Raw genomic sequence first — 7,827 nt, forward strand, 5'->3', positions numbered from 1 at the left:
AGCGATGTGTTGTACGAAGGCCAGTTCCTGGTCTTGTACTTCGTAGGGGCCCAACTGCTCATGTCGCCCAGCTATCATGCCGGATTCACACAGTGAATCCCTGAAGCGATTTGTGCAACAAAGCCGCAAAAGGGTCAACGCTCCGGTGCGGCTACCCCAAAGCGGACGCCTGGATGCGCTCCGAATTTACGCACCGCTTCCATCGTTGAATTTGCCTTATTTTTCTATGATGCAAAGATATGAGTTACGCACCAAACAAGCCTTATGACGAAGCATCGGTCTCACCCCTGAACTGCGCAGCCTTGTCATATAGCCTCAGTCTGCGCTGTAGTTCTTCTACCTCATCCAAACGTTTTGATCGCGTAGCAGGGAGGTCAAGAAACTCCCAAAACTCTTCCGGTCTTGCAAAGGAAAACCCATTCAAAATGAACCGCGTCAGGAAAGGTAAGACAAACTGAAGCATCTGAAACGCAAGTGTCTCCTCGTCACCTGTGTTAATTGCGTGTCCATGAGAAATGAGATGCCGACGCAACGCTAGGTGTTTGCCAACAATCCGATACTCGACATTGTCTTTGAAGATATGTGATGCTCGAGTGACCTTGGTCTCAGTTTTCTCATATCTGGATCCTGAGATATTCTCAAAAAGCCTCCACCCATCAAGGAAGGATTCCTCAAGGTTTGGGTTTGAGAATGCTTTGAAGTATCTGACGGCAGCAGACCTACAGAAACCAGACCAAGGCGACTGCGCAACACCCCTCGAAAGCTGCTTGTAACGCTTCTCCCAAGAATCAAGGTGATCTTGGGACGGCTTTTTCTTACTTGGCCCACCTACCCAGTTTTCATGCCAGAAGCCATCATGGGTCAACGAACCATCTACGTCATGCGTGGTTGTATGCGGGCCTATCAATACGTCGGCGACAGGTAGCTTCCCACCAATCCGGGACGAAAATCGCCAAAACTTTCCGCCGTCTTTTGCCAAGTTTAGCAACCCAAGAATTTCGTAAAGCGCTTCAGATGCGCGTTCTTGGGCATCTGCCGAGCTATGCGCGACTACATGAGCAACACAAGTGGAGCATGCACGCAAATCCGATACCACAGCATGCGAAAAGAAGGTCTCATAGTGGCGATCCGATCTCTGGTGATCACGTTCGCGCATGATCCTTTTAAAAATCCGCGTTGCTATCGACGGTGAAAAGTTAATTGTTACGTCTTGGCTCTTCCTCACACCGTTCAGGAAAGGCGGTGTATTCCACAGTGGGAAAACAACTTTATACGGCTTGACGTCTTCGACTTGATACTTGCGCCGCAATCTATAAGCGACGTCGCGGAAGTCCTTCTCCCTAAAGTCAACCTTCAGGTCTGGTGAGAACAATGCACTTCGTACGACTCGGGCTTTCAATGCGTCAGTTCGGATATCGAAACCAACCGCTGAGACAAGAAACGCGGTATACATGTCGATGTTTCCTGCGCCCTCTAAGCTAACTTTTCCATCATCTGAAATTTTTCGGAGTGGCTTCAGTTGCTCTAGGACATGGTTGATTTCATCTTCAGAAAAATCTTTCCGCCAAAAACCCATCGTTAATCACCTTTTGGAACCAGTTTCCGTTGTGTCTTCCGTAAGGAGTTCCGACTATCGAGGCGCTGCCACGCCTTCGGACTTATGATCCTGTATGTTGTAGTGAAAATGATATTGGCGCGGTATGTAGTGGCGTGACAATGAGTATAATGGCCTATGGCGCATAAAGCCCTTGTATGTGAAGTCGCCCTGTGTGCCAACGTCTGCTTTGACCGATACAAGCGTTAGTTGGGACGGTTCGCAGCGAACGGCAACTCCCCGCCCGACGTGTCGAGCGGCGCGAACGGCCCTCAGTCCAGATAAAGGCAGACTAATCGCCTTTACCGTCCGAACGCCTTGATCGCCCCGACACCGGATCCTACGTAAAACAGCCAGCGGATCATGTCGCCCGCCCATTGCTGCATTTGCGGCGTCGGCAGATCAGCCACAGACCACGCGAACCCAAACACGCTGTCGATGATCACCGCCGACCACCACAGCGCCAGCGGCCCCACGAACAGCCCGGCGAAGATCCAGAACCGCGGGAAGGACAGCTTGGCGCGGTTGAAATCCGCCATGATCCGCGCTTCGGCCACGGCCTGCCGCGCAAGCTCTGTCGTGGTCTCCGCCCGGATCCGGTCGCGATCACCCAGCAGCTCGGCGCGTTGGTCTATGCGAGCAAGCGCCGCCTCGACCGTGCGCGCCAAACCGACGCGCACAAGCCAAGCCAGAGCCTTGGATACAACCGCCGTCACAGCGTCACCCTTTCCGACGTGAAGGCCCGCAAGACTGCGTTGCCGACGACTGACACCAGCAGCAGGCCCGCGCGCACGGCGGGCACCCAATCGGCATGGAACCCGCCTGCGATCAATTGATCCAAAAGCGGTGCCACCTCATTTGCGACGCCGATCAATCCGACCAGCAGGTTAAAGGCGAGGGTTTTCGACTTGTAGGCGCGCTTACTCTGCATCGGTCATACCTCCGGCCACAGCCTCGAACGCAGCGGCCCGCGTCTTGTTTTGCCGCGCGCGCATCAGCGCCCAGCCGATCGCAACCGCGCCGACCACCAGCACCGCCAGCGCCACGGCATCGGGGATCCCGGTCAGCTCGACACCGCCCGCGCCGCCAACTGTGCCCGCCCCCGTTGCCTGCGCGGTTTTCTGGTCCCGCCGCTGCGCCACTGTCGCGCGGCTCTCCTGCGCCTTCACCGCTGCGCGCGACCCGGCCCACATGGCGACGGCGGTCGCCTCAACCTTGGCGACGCGGGCCGTCCAGCCCCGGCGGAAGGTCTGCCAGTGCTTCAGGCGCTGCAGAAAGCCCATGCGCGCCGCACAAGCCCGCTCGATCACCTGGACGCCATCGGCACGCCCCTGCGCCGCTGACAGCGTCTGCGGTCCGATCTTGCCGTCGCGCGCCACGTTGCCGCCAAGTCCCACCTGCAGCCACCGCGCCCCCCGACGCGGCCCGCTGTTGATCGCACCGTCGAAGGCGACCAGGTCGAAACCGGCGGGCAGATCATCCCCTCGGATCACGCCCCAATACTTGCGGCGGTAGATCCGCGCCGCGACTGATCGCGACAGATTGCGCACTTCATCGACCGTGACCGAACGGCCCAGCTCATGTTCTAGCGTCGCTTTCGTGATACCCATGTTTGTCGCGCCCCCCGGATCCTTTGGATGATTTACGAAACCGCCCTCGACCTCGAAGGCGTGATCCAGGCACGGCGCAAAATTGTCTTTTGTCATTTGCTTTCTCCAATAAAAAAGCCCGCCAAGTGGCGGGCCGTTGCTAGTCGTCTTTCGTGTTCGCTATTTCATTTTCGCCACGGTCGCGTCAGCGCGTCCAACCGCGCCAGCTCGACACGCATGGTCGCCTCTGCTTCTGCGCGGTCGCGGTGCAACTGGCGGTTTTCGACCTGCCCTGCCGCCACGTCAGAACGCAGCTCAGACACGGCAGACAGCACATCGGCCAACGTCGTTGACATCATCTGCGGATGCTTCACGCCCTCCTTTCTCTGCGCCTTGACAGCCCACGTTGCCCCTGCAGCGATCACACCCGCGACCCCCGTCAGCAGGGCGGCGATTTGTTCAGGCGTCAGTTGCCCCATGTTTCAGCCCCCTTGCGTACTCCGCATCTCTTGCCGCCACGATCGCGCAGGCAATCATTCCCGCGCTGAACAGCGCATAGATCGGAACTGCAGTAGACCCGAAATAAGCCGCCGCGAACGCCGCCGAAAACAGGGCGTAGACCATCGCCCCCAACGACACCGCGACAAAGCGCACCAACGGCGACCACCACACGCGGCCATTGATCCCAAGCGCCCCGCCGTGGATCACGCCCAGGACAAGAAACAGCGCCCCCCAAACCGTTTCCTGCGCCCAATCTGTGACGGTCTCATAGGCGGGCGTTATCATCGCGTCGAATGGCAGCAATTGCCACGCGCCGAACAGTGTCGACACCGCGACCATGAACCACTCAAGATTGCGGTTTTTCGACGGGCGGGTGTAGTGAACCGCCATCACGGCACCAGCTCGGCAAGATCTGTGCGCAGACCATCCAGCGCATCAGCCACGTCCTGCAGCGTCTGCGCCGCGCCTATGCGATCCTTTGCCAGCGCGCGGGCCCCTTCGGTTTTCGGCGACAAATGCCAGGTGATTTGATGCAGGTTCGCCCATAGCTGCGCCAACTGGTACGGCGTCTGCGCCGTTATCCCGGTTTCCTCTGCCAGATGCGGATACAGCGTGGGCAGATCCTCCGGCAACGGCGCGGGATCCGCTGCCAGATATGCGACCGCTTCATCGTACTTCCAGCGGTAAACCGTGCCCTGCCCTGCAATTTCGGTGATGTATGCCAACCGAAAATCCTCGACGATCCGATCGGCAGACCGCAACGCAGCGGCAACGGCGGCGCTTATATCATGTTCCACCAGCGCGCCGCTTTCGACCCGGAAGGCCGACAGATCCGCAGGCACGTTTTCGACTTCGATAAACGCGCCGGGCAACGCCTGATCTGCGGGCAAGCTGATCGAATAGGTCGGCGCGCCGGTTGCGGCATCGTAATAAACAAGCATCAGTCACCCATCTTGTAGAATTGATATTTAATGGTGCGCGCGCTGTACCGGGGCACAACGACGGGTGTTTTGCTGGACACGAAAGAAACGGCGCTGGTGTAGTCAGGGCGCAGGGTTTCACCGCTGTTGTTGATCTCCATGTCGCCCAAGCCGATATGCTCCCCATCGTAGGACATCAGCCAAAAACCCGCGCCAAGGTCAGGAAACGGGCCATGACTGGACATCGTGCCCCACGCCGTAGGCTCCAGCGGGATCACATCCGCACGCAACGGCGTAGAGACATGCGCGGTGTAGATCACGAGACCGGCTGAACCGTGCCCACCGTCACCGTCGTCCGGGGTTTCCCCGAGACCGGCAGCACCCCCAGAGCCGATCAGCGTTTTGATTTTAGGATTTGAGAGACCAGAGACATCCACCGTGTAGGAATAGACATCACTCGCGGACCCTCCATAACCAGCATCTGCGCGCCGCCCAGCATAGCCGCCACCACCACCAGCGCCGTGACCCGTTGCGGGCAAGGCCGCTCTGATTACTGCAGTCCCCTCACTGTCCCTGTAAAAGATACCTCTGCTACCGCCCACACCGTAAGGCGTGCTTTGGCCATCCGTTCCGGTGGTAGAGCTAAGGTCTGCCGTTGTCTGCGGGTCCGGCGGCAGCGCCTCTCGCGTCGCTATGTACGTCGCACCATCGTAAATCTCGACGTATGTCGCGCCGCCCCGACCGCCCACGTAGTTGCCGGAGGCATCCGCATTGTCCTTACCGCCGTTGCCGCCGTTACCCCCTGCCAGAATGATCAGGTCCAGCATTTTTGTGCCCGGCGGAAGGCTTATAGTCTGGTTGGTGGTCACTTGGACAGGGTTCGCTCTGACCGATAAGTCACGAAAATGCTTTATATTTGTTAGTCTAGAGCCGCCGTCCTTTGTGAAGCTCAGGCTTTCGTCCCTACCGTCTGCACCGACGACGCCCGCCACCAAACCAAACCCGATTGAGCCGTCTTCGTTCAGCGTTCGACCCATGTAGAGGCCGTCATTCTCGTCATCGAACGCAGTCAACTTGCCTATGGAGAAACCCGCCGTCACGTCATCGAGCGAAAGCAGACCGTTGACGTACATCTGGTTGGCTTCGATCAGCCCTTCGATCTGCGCAGCTTGGACCGTGATTTGCGGAAAGAACGCGTTGCCGTCTTTGTCGATGTAAAAACCCGTTCCGGCGTCAGGGTTCCAATCATCGCTTTGCAGGGATCCACCTTCAAAAACGGTCATGTCGCCGCGAAACGTGAAATACTGCCCGTCGAACACGATGCCCGAAACCGGCGTTTCCAGATCATCCAGCGCGAACACACGCACACCCGCAGATGCGTCGCCAGCCTCGACCCCCAGCGCCAGCAAAGACGACGCCCAACCGTCTTGCCGCGCCATGACCTCGCGCGTGATCCCCGCGACGCTGTTCGCCGTCACGCCGCGCACGTCAAAGGCGTGAACCAAGACGGTCTTTTGATCTTGCCCGCCGCCGCCCGCAATCGACGCATTGCCGTAGAACACCGCGCGGAAATAGTCGGGCGCGCCCTTCACGTAGTCGGCAGGCCGATCAAGGAACACCTCGACCGTCTGCGTGCCGGTCGCCGTAGGGTCTAAAAGATCAGCCAGGAACAGATCGGCATAGCGATTTCCATTTGCACTGCGCCACTCGACACGCACCACACAGCCCGCCCATGACCCGGACAGCAATTGAATTTCCAGCCGCACCAGCACAGTCGCCAGATCATCGGGATTTAACGCAAAGTTAGGCCAATCCGTGCCCCGCAAATCAAGATACGGCGCATTTCCCGTCGGCGCGGATCCTGTCGACAGCGACAGGGCCGATCCATAGCGCGTGTTATTGCTCCTGGCGCTTGATGATGTCCCGCCGTGACCGACACGCCAGCCTTTCGGATCATCGCCAACCCAATCGGCAAACGTGGGAAACGCCGCCATGCCCGCCGATAGCTGGCGTGCTGCGATCACCGACGACGCCTGCGCGGATGCTGCCGCCTGCCCGGCCTGGACAGCCTTCGCCGCTGCGGATGTCGCGCTGTCAGCCGATGCTTGCGCAGATCCGCCAGCCGCTGTTGCGGCATCTGATGCAAGGCCCGCCTGCGTCACCGCTGACGATCGCGCGCCGTCGGCATCCGACGCAGCCGATACCGCATCGGCACGGGCCGATGTCGCCCCACTGCGCGCGGTCTCTGCCGCTTGCCGCGATGCCTCTGCCGCCGACGCACGTTGCCCGGCAAGATCCGCCTGCGACGATGCCGTCGTCGCACTGCCAGCCGATGCCGTCGCCGCATCGCCCGCATCCGTCGCCGCCTGCGTCGCAACCCCCGCCTGCGTCGTGGCGGTCGCCTGCGCATCCTCTGCCCCCTGACGGGCCGTCACAGCCGCGTCACGGGCCGATGTCGCACCACTCCGCGCCGTCTCTGCCGCCTGTTGCGCGGTCTCTGCCGCCGACGCACGTTGCCCGGCAAGATCCGCCTGCGACGATGCCGTCGTCGCGCTGCCAGCCGATGCCGTCGCCGCTTCCTGTGAGGCTACTACATTTGTGATGTCTTCCCACCTCAGGTCGGTCCAGTAGCACAACAGCGTGTGCGTTCCCTGATGTCCGTTCTGTTGCGTAAACAGACGGTAGCCTGTGCAAGGCGAGTAGCTTGGGTTGATTGTCAGCTCGACGTCAAACGCAACCCAGCCCACTTGACCCGGATTGGCAACTTGTACGGTGGGCCATGTTGACCCGCCTTCAGCGTATCTAAGCTGGAAGCCTACGCGCGCCTGCGCTGTGGAAACCTCGTTGTACACCCATCCAGTGATGCGGTAGGTGCGACCCCTTATGTCACCGTCGATCATTGAGGGCCAGTAGACGTCACGGTAGTTCTGGCGAAGTGCCTGAGAACGGCCCAGAGGGTGAGCTTCTGGGACATTGACGATTGCCCCAGAAGTGAAGTCCGTTTGGTTCAGATGGTCCAGATCTTCGAAGCTACCCTCTGTCAGCAGGTTGCCGGTCGCTGCGGTCTCAGCACGGCGGCGAGCGGTAGAAGACAGAGCTTCGCTCGTGGACGCCGAAGACGCCGCGCCTTCGGCATCGTTCTTTGCGGTTACTGCCGCGCCCCGTGCGCTTTCAGCACCTGACTGCGCCGTCTCTGCCGCCTGTTGCGCGACCTCTGCCGCCG

At 59.7% G+C, this 7,827-nt stretch carries 8 protein-coding genes; all 8 read right to left on the reverse strand.

What is annotated here, in order from left to right:
- Positions 1-262: 262 nt before the first annotated feature.
- Entirely contained in the window at positions 263-1,576 is a 1,314-nt protein-coding gene (locus J4E08_RS24280) for a hypothetical protein (protein WP_349540705.1), read from the reverse strand.
- A gap of 320 nt (positions 1,577-1,896) precedes the next feature.
- Positions 1,897-2,310 carry a hypothetical protein gene (locus J4E08_RS24285; RefSeq protein WP_349540706.1) on the reverse strand — a complete coding sequence of 138 codons (414 nt, stop codon included), beginning with the start codon at positions 2,308-2,310 and terminating at the stop codon, positions 1,897-1,899.
- Complete coding sequence (locus J4E08_RS24290; RefSeq protein ID WP_349540707.1) at positions 2,307-2,525, reverse strand: hypothetical protein; 219 nt, start codon at positions 2,523-2,525, stop codon at positions 2,307-2,309. Before J4E08_RS24290 ends, J4E08_RS24285 begins: the two co-directional genes overlap by 4 nt.
- Complete coding sequence (locus tag J4E08_RS24295) at positions 2,515-3,300, reverse strand: glycoside hydrolase family 108 protein (protein WP_349540708.1); 786 nt, start codon at positions 3,298-3,300, stop codon at positions 2,515-2,517. Before J4E08_RS24295 ends, J4E08_RS24290 begins: the two co-directional genes overlap by 11 nt.
- A 68-nt stretch (positions 3,301-3,368) precedes the next feature.
- Positions 3,369-3,662: a hypothetical protein gene (locus J4E08_RS24300; protein WP_349540709.1), complete on the reverse strand. Its 294-nt coding sequence runs from the start codon at positions 3,660-3,662 to the stop codon at positions 3,369-3,371.
- Entirely contained in the window at positions 3,643-4,074 is a 432-nt protein-coding gene (locus J4E08_RS24305) for a hypothetical protein (RefSeq protein ID WP_349540710.1), read from the reverse strand. The genes J4E08_RS24300 and J4E08_RS24305 overlap by 20 nt, the downstream gene beginning before the upstream one ends.
- Positions 4,074-4,625: a hypothetical protein gene (locus J4E08_RS24310; protein ID WP_349540711.1), complete on the reverse strand. Its 552-nt coding sequence runs from the start codon at positions 4,623-4,625 to the stop codon at positions 4,074-4,076. Before J4E08_RS24310 ends, J4E08_RS24305 begins: the two co-directional genes overlap by 1 nt.
- On the reverse strand, positions 4,625-7,827 hold a 3,203-nt coding region (locus tag J4E08_RS24315), incomplete at its 5' end, for a carbohydrate binding domain-containing protein (RefSeq protein WP_502949319.1). The genes J4E08_RS24310 and J4E08_RS24315, both read right to left, overlap by 1 nt.

This window comes from Sagittula sp. NFXS13 (genome assembly GCF_040148795.1).
Lineage (GTDB): Bacteria > Pseudomonadota > Alphaproteobacteria > Rhodobacterales > Rhodobacteraceae > Sagittula > Sagittula marina.